Origin of the sequence: Urbifossiella limnaea, assembly GCF_007747215.1 — a bacterium.
Lineage (GTDB): Bacteria > Planctomycetota > Planctomycetia > Gemmatales > Gemmataceae > Urbifossiella > Urbifossiella limnaea.
Genome location: NZ_CP036273.1, coordinates 3431268 through 3448522 on the forward strand (window position 1 = coordinate 3431268; position 17255 = coordinate 3448522).

The following is a 17255-nucleotide window of genomic DNA, read 5'->3' on the forward strand; positions in this document are numbered from 1 at the left end:
CACCGGGGAGGCGGTCAACGTCACTCTGGGGGAGGCACGACGGCCGCGTGGGCGGCCCACGCGGCGGCAGCGACCGCGGCCGTTTCGACCCGGAGCACCCGTGGCCCGAGCCCGACGCGCGCCCAGCCGGTGGCAGCCTCGACTTCGGCGTCGGTGAACCCGCCTTCGGGGCCGACCGCGATCACCACTCCGCCCGCGCTGGCAGCCCCGAGTGGCATCCTCTCGACTGCGGTGTGCAGAATCAGCCGCCGCGGTGGAAGGTCGGCCGACGCCAGGAACGCGCCCCACGTCGTCAGCGGGGCGACGCGCATGAGCACGTTCCGCCCGCACTGCTTGCTCGCCTCGATCACCGCGTGTTGGAGCTTCTCCAGCCGTGCCTCCTTCGGCTGGACGATCGTGCGTTCGGTGACGAGCGGTGTGAAGCGGCTGACGCCAAGCTCGGTGAGCTTCTCGACGAGAAAGTCGCCGCGGTCGCCCTTCGGCAGTGCCACCGCGAGTTCGAGCGGGAAGGGGAGTTCGCGGTCAACGGGCACCGCCGGGTGCACGTGCAAGAGCGTTCGCTTGCGGTCCGCGGCGACGACCTCGGCGGGGTGATCGGCGCCGTCGCCGTTGAAGAGCACGACGCGGTCACCGGGGCCGAAGCGGCGGACGGCGGCGAGATGATGTGCCTCAGGCCCGGTCAGGACGTACTCGCCCGGTGGGAGTGCGTCGGGCGTGTAGAAGCGGTCGGCCATCGGTCAGTCTACTTCGAGCCGGTCCACCGTGAGCACGGCGGGCGCGGCTTCGGCCGCGTGGGCGAAATGGGCGTACGCGTCACCCGTCGGCGGTTTGGCTGCGGGGGGCGTGTCCACCGGTATGGCGTCCCAGAACGTCGGGTACGACTGGGCGGGTGACGCGTCCTCGGCTGGCGGGCGGGTCATCGGCGGTCCCTCGGTCGGTCAGGCGGCGACGCCACACGCCCGGGCGCCAACCCGATGCCACTCGCCTTCGCGCCACTCGAACACCACCTCGTCGCGGCCGCGCCAGGCGACGCAGTATGACCCGGTGAACGACGAGATGGCCCAGCCGGCGCACCGGAGAAGCTCGAAATTCGGGCGCGTGGGCGGGACGACGGCGAGCGGCGAAAGCGGGGTCATGTCGGCCTCCCGGACGGTGTGCCCCGGCGGAAGCCGGGGGCGTGTCATCCTGGCGGGCGAATCGCGGCCGGGACCGGCCCCAGGCCGGGCGGAGGGGGCGGTTCGTCGCTCACTCAATGTCGGCATCCCGCCGCCGCCGGGTTGAGCCGTCGACCCCGTAACCGCCGTACAACCCAAGCCCGCGCCGTCGCAACCGGTGCCTTCGATAGAACGGCTTCGAGCTGGTCCCAGCCCGCGGGTGGGGTAAAGTACGGGCACCGGCTCACATTTCTCCACAGGGGCGAACCGATGGCACGGCAGACGCGGCGGGGGTTCTTGCGGTCCGGGCTGGCGGGTGGGGCGTTCCTCGGGCTCAGCGCGGGCACTTACCGCACGGCGCTCGGTCAGGACGCCCCGAGCGAGCGGGTGCGGGTGGCGTGCGTCGGCGTCGGCGGGCAGGGGAAGGGGAACATGAACGCCGTCCGGCGGAACGTCGTCGCCGTGTGCGACGTGGACCGCGACCACCTCGCCACCGCCGCCGCCGACCTGGCCAAGAACAACGTCACCGCCACGACCGCGTCCGACTACCGCCGGCTGCTCGATCGCCGCGACGTGGACGCCGTCCTCGTTTCAACCCCGGACCACTGGCACGCGCTGCCGACGATCCACGCCTGCGAGGCTGGCAAGGACGTGTACTGCGAGAAGCCGCTGACGCTGTTCGTGGCCGAGGGCCGCGCAATCGTCGAGGCCGCGAAAAAGCACAACCGGGTAGTGCAGACGGGGAGCCAGCAGCGATCGAACCGCGGCTTCCGCCACGCCTGCGAGTTGGTCCGCAACGGGGCGCTCGGCGCCATTCGCACCGTGAAGGTCGGGCTGCCCGGCCCGAACTTCCGCGGCCCGGCCGTTCCCGACGGCACCCCGCCCGCGGCGCTCGACTACCCGGCCTGGCTGGGGCCGGCGCCGGACCGGCCGTTCAACGAGAAGCGCGTCCACTACTTGTTCCGCTTCTTCTGGGATTACTCTGGCGGCCAGCAGACCAACTTCGGCGCCCACGACCTCGACATCGCCCAGTGGGGCCTCGGCACGGACGGCGCCGGCCCGCTGTCGGTCGAGGGCACGGCGACGTTCCACAAGGACGGCTGGTTCGAGACGCCGGAGAAGGCGACGCTCACCTACTCGTACCCGAACAATGTGACGCTCCAGTGCAGCCTCGGCGGCGGCTTCCCGGGTGGCGTGACGTTCGAGGGCGCCCGCGGCACCATCCACGTGAACCGGAGCGGCCTGACGGTAACGCTGAACGGCGAGCGCGTGGCCGACCCCTACGCACTGCCGACTGGCGAGACGCGGCTTTACGTGAGCAACAACCACCACCAGAATTGGCTCGACTGCGTGCGAAGTCGGCGGGCGCCGATCTGCGAGGCGGAGATCGGCCACCGCAGCGCAACGGTCTGTCACCTGGGCAACATCGCGCTGCGGACGAAGCGGAAGATCACGTGGGACGCGGTGAAGGAACAGATCGTCGGCGACGCCGCGGCGAACGAGATGCTGACGCGGCCGTACCGGGCGCCGTACCGGTTGGGGTAAAACGACCAGTTCCCACCCGCCCCGGCGGGTGGGCACTCCCGGGTCAAATTGCTTCGGGGCCGCGCTCGCCGGTGCGGATCCGGACGCAGTCTTCGAGCGGAAGGATGAAAATCTTGCCGTCGCCGATCCGCCCCTCAGGTCCGGTGCGCGCGGCTTCCATGATGGCGTTCACCGTCGGCTCGACGAAGTCCTCGTTCACGGCGATCTGCAACTGCACCTTCCGCAGCATGTTGACGGTGAGTTCGTGCCCGCGGTAGACCTCGGTGTGCCCCTTCTGCCGACCGAAGCCGAGTACGTCCACCATCGTCAGGCGGAAGACCTCGACCTTGTTCAGCGCCTCCTTCACGGCGTCGAGCTTTTCGGGCTTGATGATGGCGAGGATGAGTTTCATGGCACCTCAGCAGTCGGGAAGGGTGTGCGGGATCACAACGCCGCGGTCGGTGTCCACGACCGCGAACGAGCGCTGAAAGATCGGGGCGACGACGATCAAGTATCGGTCCTCCGCGGCGAGCCGGAGCGGGGCCGACCCGTCCCAAGAAACCCGTCCGGTCGGCGTTGTCGCGAACCAGCAATGATGGTGGCCGACGAACGCCGCCCGGTGCGGGAACGATGCGAAGGTCTTCCCCAGCATCTCGTCCGTCCGCGGCAGCCCGCCGAAGTGCCAGAGCGCGGCGGGGTCGTGGGCGTCGATCCACGGCTCGACGTGCGAGAAGTGACAACCCGCGAGTTCGATGCGCGGCGATGCGGACGCGAAAGTTGCGAGCGTGTCGGCGTCGTACCGGGCCTTTACCACCGGGTCGGAGTCGTGGCACAGGCCGTGGTCGTGATTACCCCAAACCAGTTTGGCCCCGGCATCCCGGAACAACGTCGCGACCTCGGCGGCCCGATTGCGGGGGCCGAACTGGTCGGTCGCGTCTCCCAGACAGACGACCGCGTCCACGCGCTCGGTCCGAAGCACGGCCAGCGCGCGGGCCAATTCCTCGGCCGCGTCGTGGATGTCGGTGACGACACCGATCCGCATCGAGTTCAGCGGGTGACGACCCGCTCCCCGTGTGTCGCGTACTCCGGTCCGACCGCGTAGTTGTCGAACGCCAGCGAGTAAGCCGACCCGAACCACTTGCGCACGTGGGGCAGCACGCCCGGGTCGAAATCCGGTCGCGACACCAGCGCCGGGCCGAAGGGCACCGACCGCAGTTCCCCCTGCTCGACGACCAACTCGCCGGCCTTGAATACGTAGCGTGGTAGCTCGAACATCGCACGCCGGTCCGCGGCCGGCGTGTAGACCGTCACGTCGGCGTCGGCCTCGGGGCCGAGGTGGCCCTTGTGCGTGAGCCCGAGGATGCGGGCGGGGCCGGCGCGGGTGATGATGGCGATCTCGTTCAGCGTGTACTCGCGCGTCAGGTCCGGGAGTGAACAGCGATCGCGCAGCTTCTCCGGTAGTCGCTTGAGCACCTCACGGCGGTAGTCGCGGCTCATCAGCAGGGCGCAGATTTCCGGGTACGCCAGGAACGACCCGCCGTTCGGGTGGTCCGTGCTCATGCAGACGCGCCACGGGTCGTCCACGAGTAGATACCACTCGAGGCCGATGGCCCATTGGAGGGCGTGTACGAGGCTTTTTTCCTTGTACTCGATCGGCACGATGCCGCAGCCGGCCTCGCACTCGGCGTCGCCGTTGAACCACTTCCGCCCGGTCACTCGGTGCAGGAAGTGCCCGAGGGGGCCGTCGCCGGTCATCGAAGTCGTGTCGCCGAACAGCACCTGCCCGACGTCCACGGTCAGATTCGGGTGGGCGTTCACGTAGTCCGCCAGCGGTGGAACCTTCGAGCAGAACGTGCCCTGGTCGTCGGGCCCGCCGCCGTAGCTGTGGAACTGCACGTGCGTGAAGTGCGCACGGCTCGCCTCCGCGGCGCGCATCGTCTCCAGCGTCGTGGCCCAGTTGCCGGGCATCCCCAGCTGGTTGCAGTGGACGTGCAGCGCGTGTGGCACGCGGATGTCGTCGGCGGCGCGGGCCAACTCGCGCACGATTGCGCGCGGCGTGACGCCAAACCCGGGCACGAGTTCGTCGAAGCCCGACATGGCGCCGCCCTGCTTCCACACCTCGACGCCGCCGGGGTTCACCACCTTGAGGGCGTAGCCGCGGGTGGCGTGCAGCAGCCAGCCGAGGAAGCCGCGGAGCCGGGCGTGCTCGCCGGCGGCGATCTGGTCCATCACGTAGTGGTTGTTACCGACGAGGACGAAGAAGCCCTTGTCGATCACGGGCGTGTCGTGGAACTCCTCGTGCGTGTGCCGCGCCCCGAGCGGCGGGATGGCGGCGTCGAAGACGGTGGTGTAGCCGAGGCCGGCGTACAAATAGCCGGTGGCGAACGTGGTCGGCGTGCTGCCGAGGGTGCCGGAGCGGAGCCTGTCGGTGCGGCGGAACGGGGCGTGGTCGCGGCGGTCCTCGGGGCGGAGCTTGCGGGCGACGTTCACCTTCGGGCCGGCGATGTGGGCGTGAATGTCCACGCCGCCCGGCATCACGACCAGGCCGGTGCAGTCGAACACGCGCCCGGCAGGTTCCGCGGGCGGGTCGATGATGCGACCCCCGTCCATCCAAATGTCGCGGACCTGACCGTCGATCCCGTTGGCGGGGTCGAACACGGTGCCGCCGGCGAGCTTGAGCAACCCCATGCCAACCAGTGTATCGGGCCGACGAATCACGCTCGAAGTCTGCGTCACCACAGCCGACGAGGCCGTCGCCGCCGTCGGGGCGGGAGCCGATCGGCTGGAGTTGTGTTCGGTGCTGGAGGTCGGGGGAGTTACCCCCTCGCCGGCGACATTTCTTGACGTGCGAAAGGCGGTAGCGGTGCCCGTGTGCGTACTCCTCCGCCCTCGGCCCGGGGGATTCGTTTACTCTCCGCGCGACTGGACGACGCTCCACGGCGACGCCGACTGGTTCCTCACCCACGGGTCGGACGCCATCGTTTGCGGCGGGTACGACGACGCCGGCCGCCTCGAACCGTGCCGGGACCTGGTCCGACTCGCCTCAGGGCGGGCAGTGCTAAACCGCGCGTTCGATTTCCACCCGGACCCGTACGACGCCATGTCGCAAGCGATAGACCTGGGATTCTCACGCGTCCTGACGAGCGGCGGAGGGCCGACCGCGATTGCGGGTGAGGGGATGATCCGGGAACTCATTCGGTGGGCGCGGGGTCGGATCGAGGTGCTGCCGGGCGGCGGGATCAAGCCGGGGACCGCGGCCGACCTCGTCCGGGCGACGGGGTGCGACCAAGTCCACGGGTCGTTCCGGCGAGAAACCGGGTCGCCGGGCCGGAGTATGAGGGTCGCGGCCGGGATGGGAGTGACCACGCGAACTGATCCCGAGCAAGTTGCCGCGGTCCGCGCGGAGTTGGACCGCCTCACGGGGGGCTGAGCACCTCCGGGTGGTGGCGAACCATCTCGCCCCTCACCAAATAGATCACGTCCTCGGCGATGTTCGTGGCGTGGTCGGCGATCCGCTCCAGGTGCCGCACCGCGGTGAACAGCGACATCGCCGGCTCGACGAGGTGTGGCTCGGCCTGCATCCGGGCGATCAGCCCCTGGATGATCTCGGCGTTGTCGCGGTCCACCTCGTCGTCGGCGCGGATCACCCGGCAGGCCGCGGTCGTGTCGAGGTGCACGAACGCATCGAGGCTCGCCCGCAGCATTTCGAGCGTCCGCCGAGTCATGCCACCGATCGCTTCCGGGATCGGGACGTACGGCGCCCGCGCCACCACCGCCGCGCGCTCGGCGATCCCGACGGCCATGTCGCCGATCCGCTCCAGGTCGGTCGTAATCATCAGCACCGCCGAGACGCGCCGCAGATCGACCGCGACCGGCTGGTGGAGCGCCAGGATCTTCAGGCACTCGTCCTGGACTTCGTTTTCGAGCCGGTCGATGTCGGCGTCGCCGGCGATCACGCGGGCGCAGCCGTCGGGGTCGCGGGCCTGGAGCGCGGTCGCGGCCGTGACGACGGCGTCCTCCACGTACCCGGCCATTCGCAACAGCGACCGGTGCAGGCGCTCCAGGTCCATGTCGAGGTGCTTGGACACGACCCCCTCCGCGGACAGAACGGATTCGGACTTCTTAACCGAAGCGGAGCCGCAGGAACAGCCCGGTGGCCGGCGCGGCGCGGCCGGTCTACGATGAGTCGAATCCCACCCGAGACGCGAGCGATGGCCGAGACGGACCCGGCCGACTTCTTCCTCGCCGCAACCCGCAGCGGGCTCATCAGCGCGGACGACCTCGCCGCCGTCCCTCGCGTCGACAGCCGGGCCGCGGCCGACCACCTCGTCGCCGCCGAGAAGCTGACGCACTTCCAGGCCGAGAAACTCCTCCGCGGCCGCTGGCAGGGCTTCTTCATCGGCCCCTACGTCATCCTCGCGCCGGTCGGCCGTGGCGGCATGGGGGCCGTCTACCTCGCCCGCCGCCGCGACCGAACCGGCGGCCTCCTGGCGCTGAAGGTGCTGTCGCCGAAGCGCGCGAAGGCGGAGGCGCGGACGCTCGCACGGTTCCTCCGCGAGATGCAGTTGGGGCGGCACCTGGAGCACCCGAACGTCACCCGTACCCTCGACGCCGGCGAGGCCGACGGGACGTACTTCATCGCCATGGAGTACGTCCCGGGCCTGTCGCTACGTCAACTCGTGGAGGGCGGCGGGCCGCTGTCTGTGCCCGACGCTGCGCGGGTGTTCGCCGACGTTGCCGCAGGGCTGGCCCACGCCCACGCCCGAGGGCTGGTCCACCGCGACCTGAAACCGGCGAACATCATGGTGACGCCGGAGGGCCGTGCGAAGCTGCTCGACCTCGGCCTCGCCATCATGGCCGGCGAGCGCCAACTGGATGATTCAAAGATCCTCGGCACCAAGGGGTACGTCCTCGGCACGATGGACTACATCGCCCCCGAGCAGACGACTGACCCCACGGCCGTCGGTCCGGCCGCCGACCTGTACGCTCTCGGGTGCTCGCTGTACTTCGCGCTCGCCGGCCTGCCGCCGTTTCCCGGCGGCACGTCGAAGCAAAAAATCCAACGGCAGCGGGCCGAGGAGCCGCCGCCGCTCGCGCAGTTCAACCCCGCCGTGCCGGCCCCGCTGGTCGCGCTCGTGCGCTCGCTCATGGCGAAGAACCCTGCGGACCGGCCGTCCAGCGCCGACGCCGTGCAAGCCGTTCTGAAGCCGTGGGCGGGTGACGCCCTGAGCCGGCCGTCGGGCGATCCCGCCGTAAACAGCACGCGCGAGACCGTCGCCGCTCTCGATGCTCCCGGCAGCGACCCGGAGTTGTGGGACGCGGAGCCCATTCCCGGTGTGGCGGTCGGTGCTCCGGACCTGAAGCCGTGGGTGCTCGTCGCGGCCGGGTGCGGCGTGCTCGCCGCGCTGGTCGGCCTCGTCGTGTTGGTCGGGCTCGTGTCGCGGCTCTGACTCTTTGACCACGCCGCAAGGACCGGGTACGATTGCAAGGGCCACTCGCAGGCGGATCGACCGATGCGGCGGATCGAATACTACAAACGCTACCGGATGGAACTCGACCTGCGCCGCCCGCCGACTGGCGCCGCGGACGAGAGTGGCCACATCCTCCGCGCCACGCTACCGGCCGGCTGCCACTGGCTGCCGTGGCACGACTCCCTCCTCGGCACCCACGCCGAAGTCAAGGCGCTGAGTTTCCTCGACGAACTCGACACGGCCGTATTCCCTTGCCTCGGTTCGCTCGCCGGGTGCCACGACCTGATGACCGCCATCCGCACGAGGCCCGGCTTCTGCCCGCAGGCCACGTGGCTCGTGGGTACCACTCCCGACCACGCCGCGCTGGCCCGTGGCTGTGTCGGCACCATCCAGGGGCTGATCGACGACGCCGGCCACGGGGGCGTGCAAAACATCGGCGTCCTACCCGAACTCCGCGGCCGCGGCATCGGCCGGGCCCTTCTGTTGAAGGCGCTCGCCGGGTTCGCGGCCGTCGGCGTGAAGCGCGTGTTCCTGGAGGTGACGGCGCTGAACGAGCCGGCCGTGCGGATGTACCGCTCGATCGGCTTCCGCTGCACCCGCACCACGTACCGTGGCGTGCCCGCGGCCGAGGTCCGGGCCGGCATCTGACTCGGGCCGTATGGCGCCGGCACCCGCGAGCCAACTTTTTAAGATCGCGCTGGCGGCCGGCCGATTCTCGGTGTATGGTGGGACTCGACTCATAGCTCTCACCGGGCTCGCCGGCCCGCGACGAACTCGCACTCACTCGCGCCCGCCCGGCCCTTCCCGGTGCCTCCCTCATCTCCCGGGGGTCTCCGATGCTTCGCCGTCGTATCGGGTTCACGCTGATCGAACTGCTCGTCGTCATCGCCATCATCGCCGTGCTGATCGGGCTGCTGTTGCCGGCCGTGCAGAAGGTCCGAGAGGCCGCCGCCCGCGCCAAGTGCATGAACAACATCAAGCAGCTGGGCATCGCCTGCCACAGCTACCAGGACCGGACCGGGGCGCTGCCGGTGGCCGTGCAGATGCGCCCGGGTGTGAGCCGAACCAACTCCGGCGGACAGGGGCCGAACTGGGCCGTATTCATCCTCCCCGACATCGAGCAGGGGCCGCTGTACAACGCGCACGCCGCCAACATCACCGCCTACGCCGCGACTGGCAGCGCGGCGTGGAAGGCCATCCGCACGACGCTCATTCCGACCATGTTGTGTCCGTCCGACCTGGGTATCGACGCGGCATGGACCGGCGACGGCGGCGGGTGGGCGCGCGGTAACTATGCGTGCAACGCCGGCGGCCTCCACCAGGGGGCCACCGTCAGCCCGGACAACGGCGTCGGCTACATCAGCAGCGAGATGGGGAACAGCCCGCGGCTGACCAACAACCCGACCAACCTGGGCGTACCGAACAACACCCTGTCCGGCGGCGTGATGTGCATCAACTGGGCCACCATGGTCAACCGTATCGAAGACGGCTCGTCAAACACCATCATGCTGGCAGAGCTGCGGATCGGCTCGCAGCTCGGGTCGCAGGACTCGCGCGGCGTGTGGGCGCTCGGCTTCCCCGGGGCCAGCGTCATCGCCGGCAACGGGTGGGACTGCACCACCCCGAACACGACCGAGGACAACGCCGACGACTGCGAGGGCTGCATCAACGACCCCAGGAACGGCATGGGCGCGTGGCCCGGTTGTCCCTTCCAGCAGGCCACGTCGCGCGGGAAGCACACCGGCGGCGTCGTGGTCGGGTTCGGCGACGGCAGCACGCGCTTCGTCCGCAACTCGGTCAGCAAGGCGAACTGGTTCCTGATGCTCAGCCGCAACGACGGCCTGAACTGGACCGACAACTGACGCGCCGCCGATGACCCGCCGCACTCGCCCGACCCTGGTCACCGCGCTCGCCGTGGCGGCCGGGGTCGTGGCTTACTGGTTTCTCCTCCGCCCCGACCCGGGCGACCCCCGGCTGAACGGGTTCGTCGCCGCACGGCCGCCGGTGGCCGTCGTCTTCACGTCTCGCTCGGAGCCCGCTAGCTTCGAGGCCGCCGCCCCGGACGGCGAAGAGTTCCGCTACCCCGGCCGGCGCCTGTGGGCCGCACGCGAGGGGAGGCTTCGGCTTCTCTCGACTCGCGGCACCGTCCACGAACTCACGTGGGGCCGCGCACTTCCCGACGGCGGCACGCTGATCGACGTGATGAGCCCGTCCGTGACGCTGGACGGTCGGTCGATCCTGTTCGCGGGCCGGAAGGGCGGCGACGACCCCGGGCACTTCCGCCTCTACGAGGTGCAGCTCGACGGCTCCGACCTGCGGCCGCTGACCGGCCAGCCGGGCGACCTCGGAGCTGTCGCCGTGCCGCCACTCCGTTTCGCCGCGGACGGGTCGCCTCTGTCCGACGCTCAACGTTGTCGGATCGACTACGACGACGTGGACCCGGTCGAGGTTCGGGCCGAGCCGCGGCAGATCGTGTTCGCGTCGAGCCGCGACCCGGATCTCGGCCGCGACCACGACCGCCGGTCCACGCAACTGTGGGTGCGCGACGAGCGCGGGCGACTGACGCAAGCGACGGCCAACCGCAACAACGACCGCTGGCCGTGGCCGATGGCCAGCGGCTACGTCGCGTTCAGCCTCTGGAGCCGGAACCGCGAGGTGGTCAGCGCCGATGCCACCGACGTGCGACCCTTCGACCCCGCGGTGCCGTCGGCGACGCCGCCGACCGATGCGTGGCTCGGGGCGTTCGTGCGGTTGAGTTCGTCGGGCCACTTCGGGATGCTGGCGAAGCCGCCGGTGCCGGTGTGGCGGCCAAGGCTTCTGGCCAATGGCCGAGTGGCATTCATGACCCCCGGACCAGACGGCCGCCTCACGGTGGCCCAGGTCGTGCCGGGCACCATCGCCGCTGTGCCCAGTGCCGCCGCGGCTCCGCTACCGACTCTGTCGGGAGTGCGGTTGCACCGTATTCCCGAAGCCGGTCGAGCAATGTCGCTCGCCACGCCGTCGCCCTGTCCACCCGCTGGCGTGCTCCTGTCAGCGGCTGGAGGCTCAGCGCCGGGAGCGTTCGGCCTCTACCTCGCCCCCGAGGAGTGGCCGGAAGACGGTGCAACGGCAGGACCAGTGGAGCTGAAGCTCCTGTTCGACGACCCCGACCTGGTCGACGCGGAGCCGGTAGCCGTGTACCGCCGCTCGGTCTACGAGGTGCCCGCCGCGAGCAACGACAACTCGGCGCCAGACCGCACGCTGCAACTACTCTCGGGCAAGAAGTACGTCGGCCCGACCGGCAACCTGTTCGCCACCGGGCTGACCGGGATGCAGATGGCCGACCTGCCCGGCCAGCGGACCGACACGGGGAGCGGCCCCGTGTTCGCCGCACCGCCGGCCGGGGCGATCGTCAAGCTGAAGGTGTGGGCGTCGCGCCGCGACCGGTTCGACGACCCCGTCCGGCCGCGGGTGCCAGGGGCGTGGGAGCCCCTGGTCGAATACCCCGCAGGTGACACCGCCGGCGGACCGGTACCGACCGACGCGCCAACCGTCCTCGCCGGCTTCGGCCGCGATGGTAAAGTGGTGCGTTGGGAGTCGGCGGCAGCTGATGCGGCGGGGCGGCGGGCGGCGTTTTACGCCTTCGCTGGTGACCACTACAGCTTGGCGACGTCCGGCGGCCGGCACTTCTGCGTCGGATGCCACCCCGGCCACAGCGGCATGCCGCCGGCCGACCACCGAAAGCACGCGGAGCAATTCCCACACTGACGCCGATTTGTGTACGGCTCACCCACCCCCCTTCAGGGCACGCAATGAGTCCAGTACACAAATTGGTATCGGAGCGATGCGGGGACTCTACAAGGTGGTTAAACCTCGACCGTAAATGACTTTGCGGCTTCGCACGAGGATGGATCGATGCAACGAACTCTCCCGGCGATTGCACTCTTCCTGCTCAGTTGCGGCTGCGGGTCACGCGTACCAATTTGCACCGTCAGCGGCACCGTCACCCGTGGCGGCGAGAAGCTGACGTGGCCCGACGGTGGAAGCCTGCTGATCATCTTCCTCCCGGTCGACCCGGCCAAGACGGAACGCTACACCGCCCGTGACACCGACACCGCCAGCAGCTCGTACAAGCTGTCCGGCGTACCGGCCGGAAAGTACCTGGTGGCGGTACAGCAGTTCAGCCCGCGGTTCATGGACGCCCTCGGCGGACGCTACGACCCCGGCCACACCGACTACGAAGTGGACGTGACCGCCGACGGCCAGGTGCTGAACATCGACCTGCCGACGAATCCCACGCCGGGCCGCAAGTAGCCCGCCACGGGTCGGAGGTCGTAGAATGCCCCAGCGGCGGCCGCCCGGCCGCCCCGGACGGAAAAGGGGCGGTCGTGGGACAGCAGGTTTTCCAGCACACCCTCGCCAACGGCCTCGTACTGCTCGCGGAGCGGATGGAACACGTCCGCTCGGCCGCCATCAACTTCCTCGTCCCGGCCGGCGCCGCCTACGACCCGCCCGGCCGACTCGGCCTCGCGTCGGTAGTCGCCGACCTGATGACCCGCGGTGCCGGCGACCGCGACAGCCGGCAACTCGCGCTCGCACTCGACAACCTCGGCGTGGACCGCGACGAGAGTGTCGGTGCCGTCAACATGCGCTTCTGGGGCTCGACGCTGGCCCGCAACGTTCCCGCGACCCTGGACATCTTCGCCGACGTACTCCGCCGCCCGCACCTGCCCGACGACGAACTCGAACCGGTGCAGGCGCTGGCGCTGCAGGACTTGCAGAGCCTCGAGGACGCGCCGCAGCAGAAGGTCATGGTCGAGCTGCGCCGCCGCTACTACCCGCGCCCGCTGAACCAGGACCGCCGCGGCGTCGCCGAGCACATCGAGGCGCTCACCATCGACGACGTGCGTGACCAGTACGCCCGCCTGTTCCGGCCGAACGGCTCGATCCTGTCCGTGGCCGGGAACGTGGAATGGGAGCCGCTGAAGGCCCAGGTGGAGCGGCTGTTCGGCGACTGGAAGCCGGGCGAGGACGCCACCCTACCACTGACCGCGAGCACGCCGCTGTCCGAGCACCTGCACAAGGACACCCAGCAGACGCAGATCGCACTGGCGTACCCGGCGGCGGCCATCGGCAGCCCGGACTATTACCCGGCGCGGGCCGCGGCGTCGGTGTTGAGCGGCGGCATGGCGTCGCGCCTGTTCACGGAAGTGCGCGAGAAGCGGGGCCTGTGCTACAGCGTGTCGGCGTGGCACGAGACGTTCAAGGACCGCGGCTCGATGCTGGCGTACGCCGGCACCCGCGCCGAGCGCGCCCAGGAGACGCTCGACGTGACCGTCGGCGAACTGCGGCGACTGAGCCTGGGCGTGACCGACGACGAGATCGACCGCGTCAGAGCGGGACTGAAGTCGTCGCTCATCATGCAGGAAGAGTCCACGTCCGCCCGCGCGGGCGCCATCGCCACCGACTGGTACTACCTCGGCCGGGTGCGGTCGTTCGACGAGGTGCAGGCGGCCATCGACGGGCTGACGCCGGCGGCCGTCGTCGGGTACCTGGGCCGCTACCCGGTCCGCGGGATGACGCTCGTGACGCTCGGCCCCGCCCCCTTGACCATGCCGGAGGACCGGTGAACGACCCGACCGAGCAGCGCGAACCGGCCACGTCCTTCAAGTGGGTCATCATCACCGGCCTGACGGTGTGGACCCTCGGGGCCGCGATGATCGTGTGGTCCCGCTTCTTCAGCAACTGAGGAGTCTGCGGCCGTGCCGTTCTTTACCCACACACTGCCGAACGGGTTGACCCTGATCGGCGAGCCGAGCCCCGCCGCCCGGTCGGCGGCCGTCGGCTTCTTCGTTCGCACCGGCAGCCGCGACGAGCGGCCGGACGAATCGGGCGTCAGTCACTTCCTCGAGCACATGATGTTCAAGGGCACGCCGCGGCGCACCGCCCTGGACGTGAACCTCGACTTCGACCGCATCGGGGCCAGCTACAACGCCTACACCAGTGAGGAGAACACCGTCTACTACGCGGCGGTGCTCCCCGAGTACCTGCCGCGGGCCGTGGACATTCTGGCCGACATCCTCCGCCCGAGCCTCCGCACCGACGACTTCGACACCGAAAAGCAGGTGATTCTCGAAGAGATCGGCATGTACGAGGACCAGCCGGCGTGGGCGGCGTCGGACCACGCGCGGAAGATTTTCTACGGCCCGCACCCGCTCGGGAACAGCGTGCTCGGGTCGAAGGAGAGCGTGACGGCGCTGACCCGCGACGGAATGCACGCCTACTTCGGCCGCCGCTACGCGCCGACCAACATCGTCGTCTCCGCCGCGGGGCACTTCGACTGGGACGAACTGGTGAAGTTGGTGACCGCGGCGTGCGGCGGGTGGGCGCGCGGCGAGGCCGGCCGCGGCCCGCGCAGCGAGTGGGCGGGGGAGGGCGGCCTCCACGTGCTGACGCGGGAGAAGGTGCAGCAGGAACACGTCATGTTCCAGGCCGGCGGTCCGCCGGCCGACAACCGCCTACGGTATGCCGCGGACACGCTCGCACTCGCACTCGGCGACGACTCGGGCAGCCGGCTGTACTGGGCGCTGGTGGACCCGGGCTACGCCGACTCGGCCGACAGCGCGTACTACGAGTACGACGGCGCCGGCTGCGCGTACACGGCGTTCAGCTGCGAGCCGGAGCGGGCCGCCGCGAACCTCGACATCGTGCGGGCGGTGCTGGCCGAGGTGCAGCGCGACGGCCTGACGGCGGACGAGCTTCACACCGCCAAGAGCAAGATCGCCAGCCGGGTGGTCCGCGGCAGCGAGCGGCCGATGGGGCGGATGCAGGCCATCGCCGCGGCGTGGAGCTACACCGGCGAGTACCGCGACGTGGACGCCGAGCTGGCCAACTTCGACGCCGTGTCGCTCGCCGACGTGCGGGCGTACCTGGACGCCTACCCGATCGACCGCAGCACCGTCATCGCCTTCGGCCCGCTGGACACGCTCGCCGGCGTGGCCGGGAAGCCCGTTTAGCTCACCGCACGGACGCCGACCCGATGCCCTACGACTCCGCCCGACTCCCCGAATACCTGGCCGCCGCGCAGGAGGCCGCCCGCGCCGGAGCGGCCGTGTTGGAGTCGTGGCGCGGCCGGTTCGTCGTCCGCGAGAAGGCCCGCGCCGACCTCGTGTCCGAGGCCGATCAGGCGTCGCAAGACGTGGTGAAGGCGTACCTGCTCGGCCGGTTTCCCGAGCACCAGTTCGTCGGCGAGGAAGAGTCGTTCGGCAAGCCGATTGAGGCCACGCGGCCGGCGGCGGGGTCAGCCCCGGCGTGGGTGGTGGACCCACTCGACGGCACCGCCAACTACGTCCACGACGTGCCGGCCTACTGCGTGTCGATCGGCCTCGTGGTGGACGGCACGCCGGTCGTCGGCGTGATCTACGACCCTCGGTTGGACGAGATGTTCGCCGCCGCCGCCGGGCTTGGCGCGACCCTCAACGGCAAGCCGATGAGCGTCAGCGGCATTGCGACGGTCCGCGACGGCATGATCGCCACCGGCTTCCCGTCGAACTACGAACGGCAGTTGCGGAATCTGGAGGTGTGGAAGGCGGTCAGCGCCGAGGCGCAGTCGCTGCGGCGCAACGGCTCGACGGCGCTCGCCCTGGCCTACGTGGCGTGCGGCAGGTTCGACGGGTACTGGGCGTTCGACAACTGGGCGTGGGACGTGGCTGCCGGGTTCGTGATGGTGACGGAGGCCGGTGGCACCGTGACGACGCTCGACGGCGGCGAGCCCGACCCGTTCCGCCACGACAGCCTGGTGACGAACGGCAAACTGCACGCCGAGCTCGGCCGCCTAATCCACAACCGCTGAGCACCACTCAGCGGAACAGCCGCTGCGAGAAGCGGTACAGGTCGGCCTTCCACCCAGCAGCGGGCGGCGGGGGATGACGCCAGCAGTCCTGCGGTGTGACGGAGTCACCACTTCGCTTCGTCGTCGAACCGGACCGGCGGCTGATCCGCCTCGCGGGAGCCAGTCCGGGCCTTGAGGATCAACTCGGCCAGTGACAGGTCGTCCCGCGTCGTGATCTTGAAGTTCGTCGCCGAGCCCGGCACCACGACGACGGGGTAGCCGGCGGCCTCGACCAGCTGCGCGTCGTCGGTCACCGGTTGCGGCACGTCAGCCCGGCGGGCGTAGGCGTCGAGCAGCCAGTCGCGGCGGAACACCTGCGGCGTCTGGGCTTGCCACAAACCCGTCCGCGGCGTCGTGCCGACGACGCGGTTCGTCGCCGCGTCCACGCGCTTGAGGGTGTCGGCGACCGGAACTGCGAGTAGCGCCGCGCCGTGCTCCGCGGCGGCGCCGAACACGGCGTCGATCAGCGCCGGCGTACCCAGCGGTCGGACTGCGTCGTGGACCGCGATTAACTCGACACCCGAAGGGACACGGGCCAGGGCGTTGGCGACCGACTCGAACCGCTCGGCACCGCCGTCGACGAGTTCCACGTTGGCGAACGCGATGAGGTGCCCGAACCGGGCGCGAAAGTCGGCGCGGTCGTCGGGCGAGAGCACGAGGTAGACCCGGCTCACGTCCGGCCGGTTCCAGAACAACTCGGCCGAGCGCTGCCACACCGGCCGGCCGTCGAGCGACACGAAGGGCTTCTTCTCCAGCCCGCCGAACCGCGACGACTGCCCCGCGGCGGGGATGACGACGGCGACCGACGGCATGGCAGCTCCGGAGCGGGCGGCTATTCCGCCGGTTGTTGTATCCGCCCCCGCCACGTGGTGAACGCTTCATTCCACCGACCGACTGCCGCGGCGCCGTCGGCGAACTGCCGCTCCAGCCCCTCGGCCAGTCGCCCCGCCGCGACCAGTCGCTCGTCCCAGCCCGTCAGCCGTGCCTCGAGTGCTTCTAGCGGCGACTGGGTCGGCAGCGGCGGCGCGTCGGGCCAGCGGGCCTCGAACGCGTCGAGTTCTGCGAGGGCGGTCGCGACGGCCGCGTCCATCTCGGCGAGGGCGGCGAGCCAGTCGGCGGTCGGGAGCGTCATCGCGGCCCCGGGTGGTGCGGCAAGGCGGGCAACCGGGGCGAGCAGATACCGGCCGCGACCGCCGCGTGGAAGGCCGTTTTCGCCAGTTTTTTCCTTGCGTCCGC

Annotated in this window: 20 protein-coding genes; 11 read left to right on the forward strand and 9 right to left on the reverse strand. The window is 70.3% G+C overall.

Annotation, left to right across the window (positions count from 1 at the left end):
- Positions 1-20: 20 nt before the first annotated feature.
- From ETAA1_RS14000 to ETAA1_RS14010, 3 genes are read right to left on the reverse strand one after another with little or no spacing between them, the layout of a single operon-like run.
- Complete coding sequence (locus ETAA1_RS14000) at positions 21-734, reverse strand: RsmE family RNA methyltransferase (RefSeq protein ID WP_145239229.1); 714 nt, start codon at positions 732-734, stop codon at positions 21-23.
- Between the two features lie 3 nt (positions 735-737).
- Entirely contained in the window at positions 738-920 is a 183-nt protein-coding gene (locus ETAA1_RS14005) for a hypothetical protein (RefSeq protein ID WP_145239232.1), read from the reverse strand.
- An 18-nt stretch (positions 921-938) separates the two neighbouring features.
- On the reverse strand, positions 939-1136 hold the full coding sequence (locus ETAA1_RS14010) for a hypothetical protein (RefSeq protein ID WP_145239235.1): 198 nt from the start codon (positions 1134-1136) through the stop codon (positions 939-941).
- Positions 1137-1424: 288 nt separating this feature from the next.
- On the opposite strand from ETAA1_RS14010, the gene ETAA1_RS14015 reads away from it, so the two are divergent.
- Positions 1425-2699, forward strand: a complete 1275-nt coding sequence (locus tag ETAA1_RS14015; RefSeq protein ID WP_145239238.1) for a Gfo/Idh/MocA family protein — start codon at positions 1425-1427, stop codon at positions 2697-2699.
- 43 nt (positions 2700-2742) lie between these two features.
- On the opposite strand, the gene ETAA1_RS14020 is transcribed toward ETAA1_RS14015, so the two are convergent.
- Genes ETAA1_RS14020 through ETAA1_RS14030 form a run of 3 tightly spaced genes read right to left on the reverse strand, consistent with a single transcriptional unit; the run spans position 2743 to position 5366 of the window.
- Positions 2743-3090 (reverse strand): P-II family nitrogen regulator, encoded by a 348-nt coding sequence (locus tag ETAA1_RS14020; RefSeq protein ID WP_145239241.1) that lies wholly within the window; start codon positions 3088-3090, stop codon positions 2743-2745.
- Between the two features lie 6 nt (positions 3091-3096).
- Complete coding sequence (locus tag ETAA1_RS14025; protein WP_145239244.1) at positions 3097-3720, reverse strand: metallophosphoesterase family protein; 624 nt, start codon at positions 3718-3720, stop codon at positions 3097-3099.
- 5 nt (positions 3721-3725) lie between these two features.
- Positions 3726-5366, reverse strand: a complete 1641-nt coding sequence (locus ETAA1_RS14030; protein ID WP_145239247.1) for a formylmethanofuran dehydrogenase subunit A — start codon at positions 5364-5366, stop codon at positions 3726-3728.
- On the opposite strand from ETAA1_RS14030, the gene ETAA1_RS14035 reads away from it, so the two are divergent.
- Positions 5353-6108 (forward strand): copper homeostasis protein CutC, encoded by a 756-nt coding sequence (locus ETAA1_RS14035; RefSeq protein ID WP_202920880.1) that lies wholly within the window; start codon positions 5353-5355, stop codon positions 6106-6108. The two genes, ETAA1_RS14030 and ETAA1_RS14035, sit on opposite strands and share 14 nt — an antisense overlap.
- On the opposite strand, the gene phoU is transcribed toward ETAA1_RS14035, so the two are convergent.
- Positions 6095-6766, reverse strand: a complete 672-nt coding sequence (phoU, locus tag ETAA1_RS14040) for a phosphate signaling complex protein PhoU (protein WP_145239253.1) — start codon at positions 6764-6766, stop codon at positions 6095-6097. The genes ETAA1_RS14035 and phoU overlap by 14 nt on opposite strands.
- A 123-nt stretch (positions 6767-6889) precedes the next feature.
- Between phoU and ETAA1_RS14045 the strand changes: the two genes are divergently transcribed.
- The 9 genes from ETAA1_RS14045 (at position 6890) to ETAA1_RS14080 (ending at position 15980) form a co-directional block, all read left to right on the forward strand.
- Positions 6890-8128, forward strand: coding sequence for a serine/threonine-protein kinase (locus ETAA1_RS14045; protein ID WP_202920881.1), 1239 nt, complete (start codon positions 6890-6892; stop codon positions 8126-8128).
- Positions 8129-8191: 63 nt separating this feature from the next.
- Positions 8192-8797, forward strand: coding sequence for a GNAT family N-acetyltransferase (locus ETAA1_RS14050; protein ID WP_145239260.1), 606 nt, complete (start codon positions 8192-8194; stop codon positions 8795-8797).
- A gap of 188 nt (positions 8798-8985) precedes the next feature.
- A complete protein-coding gene (locus ETAA1_RS14055; RefSeq protein WP_145239263.1) occupies positions 8986-10011 on the forward strand; it encodes a DUF1559 family PulG-like putative transporter in 1026 nt (341 codons plus the stop codon).
- Between the two features lie 10 nt (positions 10012-10021).
- Positions 10022-11896 carry a TolB-like translocation protein gene (locus tag ETAA1_RS14060; protein WP_145239266.1) on the forward strand — a complete coding sequence of 625 codons (1875 nt, stop codon included), beginning with the start codon at positions 10022-10024 and terminating at the stop codon, positions 11894-11896.
- Between the two features lie 147 nt (positions 11897-12043).
- Complete coding sequence (locus ETAA1_RS14065) at positions 12044-12442, forward strand: hypothetical protein (RefSeq protein WP_145239269.1); 399 nt, start codon at positions 12044-12046, stop codon at positions 12440-12442.
- A 74-nt stretch (positions 12443-12516) separates the two neighbouring features.
- A complete protein-coding gene (locus ETAA1_RS14070) occupies positions 12517-13758 on the forward strand; it encodes a M16 family metallopeptidase (protein WP_145239272.1) in 1242 nt (413 codons plus the stop codon).
- Positions 13755-13877, forward strand: coding sequence for a hypothetical protein (locus ETAA1_RS33440; protein ID WP_261342016.1), 123 nt, complete (start codon positions 13755-13757; stop codon positions 13875-13877). The genes ETAA1_RS14070 and ETAA1_RS33440 overlap by 4 nt, the downstream gene beginning before the upstream one ends.
- Positions 13878-13890: 13 nt before the next feature.
- Positions 13891-15144, forward strand: a complete 1254-nt coding sequence (locus ETAA1_RS14075) for a M16 family metallopeptidase (protein WP_145239275.1) — start codon at positions 13891-13893, stop codon at positions 15142-15144.
- Between the two features lie 23 nt (positions 15145-15167).
- Entirely contained in the window at positions 15168-15980 is an 813-nt protein-coding gene (locus tag ETAA1_RS14080; protein ID WP_145239278.1) for an inositol monophosphatase family protein, read from the forward strand.
- Between the two features lie 104 nt (positions 15981-16084).
- Here the strand turns inward: ETAA1_RS14080 and ispD are convergent, their stop codons facing one another.
- A complete protein-coding gene (gene ispD / locus ETAA1_RS14085) occupies positions 16085-16831 on the reverse strand; it encodes a 2-C-methyl-D-erythritol 4-phosphate cytidylyltransferase (protein WP_145239281.1) in 747 nt (248 codons plus the stop codon).
- A gap of 20 nt (positions 16832-16851) precedes the next feature.
- The gene (locus ETAA1_RS14090) at positions 16852-17151 is read right to left on the reverse strand and encodes a hypothetical protein (protein WP_145239284.1); all 300 of its coding nucleotides are present in this window, start codon (positions 17149-17151) and stop codon (positions 16852-16854) included.
- Between the last annotated feature and the right edge of the window lie 104 nt (positions 17152-17255).